We start from the raw sequence: 1,866 nt of genomic DNA on the forward strand, positions 1-1,866 counted from the left end.
CATATAGCATGAATACAGTTAAGACCGCCTTATACACTAATACATAATGCAGTTAAGACCGCCTTATACACTAATACATAATGGGCGGTCTTTGTTGTGGATATGTTATGATTTTAAACTACTTAAAAAAAATAGAAAATCCTACTTAAAGGAGAATAACCTTCTTTACAATGAAAAAAATGATTAAAAAGCTATCTTTATATTGGAATATTATTTTTTTATTTTTTATATCTATTCCCAGTAATCATACCAGATATACACAAAAAATATGATTAATAATCCAAGTTGAACCTAATGGTTCGCAAGTTAAACTTGAGTTATAAGAAGCACTTTTCGATATCGAATAAGTGAACTTAATAGATTAATAGGTTTAACTAACAATATCAAAGTCTTTGTTTAATCTGATTCATGTTGAACTAAAGATCAACTAAAACGGTGATATATCATCGTTATGCTATACGTATAACGCTATAATGGTTGTAACGGGTTATGCTATAAAATATCCTTAAACGTTATTTCAACAAACTTCATTAGCCGACATATCGCTATAACGAGTAATTTTCATTAAAAAAATACTTTTTAATCGCTATAACGTATAAAAAAAGATTGTGCTAGTATAAAAAACAAAAAACCTCAGATTGTCTCTGAGATTTAAAAAGGATTTATGAAATGTATTTTATATTTAACTATGCAAATAACAAAAGAGGTTTTACCGTTCCCTTATGTTCTTCCAAACAAACGAGCGATAAAACCTTGTTTCTTTTGCTCCTCTAGTTTATCTGTAGCAGCTGCGATAAGTTTCATGGATTCATTCTGTTCTTCCCGTTGCTCTTGAAGCATTCTTATACCTTCCATAAGCCGATTATCGCGATCCATTAACCTTTTATCCTGTTCTTCAAATTTCTTTTGTATATATGTATCACGTTCTTCAAGACGTTCTGATAATAACTTAATGAACTCAGTCTGTTTGTTAATAAGTTCTGTTTGTTCATCTATACGTTTGGACAACGCTGCCATATCATCATTACGCTGGTCATTTTGTGTTTGATTTACTGTAACGGGTACTGCTATACCTTCTCCTTTAAGTATTGGTACGAGTTCGTTTGCAGCTTGTTCTAGCGTCATGCTAGTGTTAACTTTAGCACTAATTAATCTTCGAATCGCCATAATGTCTTTATCACTATATTGTCTATGACCTTGATCGTTTTTACCAAAACTCCATCCGGCTCTTTCAAGCTGATATGCATACTTTCGTAAAGTAGATTCTTTTATAGCTAGCATAGCAGTCAAATCGCTTGGTGAATAATACACTTTTGAATAATTATCTTCACTCGACATAGCGACCCTCCTTTGGTTTCACTTGTTGTTTGATTCGCTATAGCAGCAGTACAATCCTTTCTATCATAACAAAATAACAACTATATAGAGTAGTATTTTAGTTTGTTTGTAATAAAAAAAGACCTATTACAAACTTAACAATAGGTCTCAAAAATTCCTCTTAAATTTTTGAATGTAAAAGAGGAGAGACAATACGCTCATTTGATAGGTATGTCTTTTCCTTTGAGAATAGCTTTAATCCCATAATATCGGGATGAACCTGTACAGTAACGGAACGATAGTGTAATCCATGATCTTCTCCACTAGGAAAATCATTATTGAGCTTCTTATTGTACTCAGGTTTGAAATAATTGATTAGAGCTGCTTCCGTTGCATTTAAGATTTGATTATTTAATTCCAGAGGCGGATTCTTTGTTAGCTCTTGTAGTTAGATTAGATCTTCGTCCTCACTATCTATTTCCTCTATTAATTGTGATTTGAACTCCAATAATAGAAGGACTAGATCTTTTTCTGGATATTCACGTAAAG

1 protein-coding gene is annotated in these 1,866 nt (G+C 31.8%); it reads right to left on the reverse strand.

Features of this window, described 5'->3' with window-relative positions; genetic code table 11:
* Positions 1 to 720: 720 nt before the first annotated feature.
* The gene (locus AC1DRF_RS25555; protein WP_477742022.1) at positions 721 to 1,338 is read right to left on the reverse strand and encodes a MerR family transcriptional regulator; all 618 of its coding nucleotides are present in this window, start codon (positions 1,336 to 1,338) and stop codon (positions 721 to 723) included.
* Between the last annotated feature and the right edge of the window lie 528 nt (positions 1,339 to 1,866).

The organism is Priestia sp. P5_B4, from assembly GCF_056400385.1.

Bases quoted from the DNA above. Each gene is read 5' to 3' on its own strand.
- AC1DRF_RS25555 (WP_477742022.1), bottom strand. From the start codon at position 1,338: ATGTCGAGTGAAGATAATTATTCAAAAGTGTATTATTCACCAAGCGAT.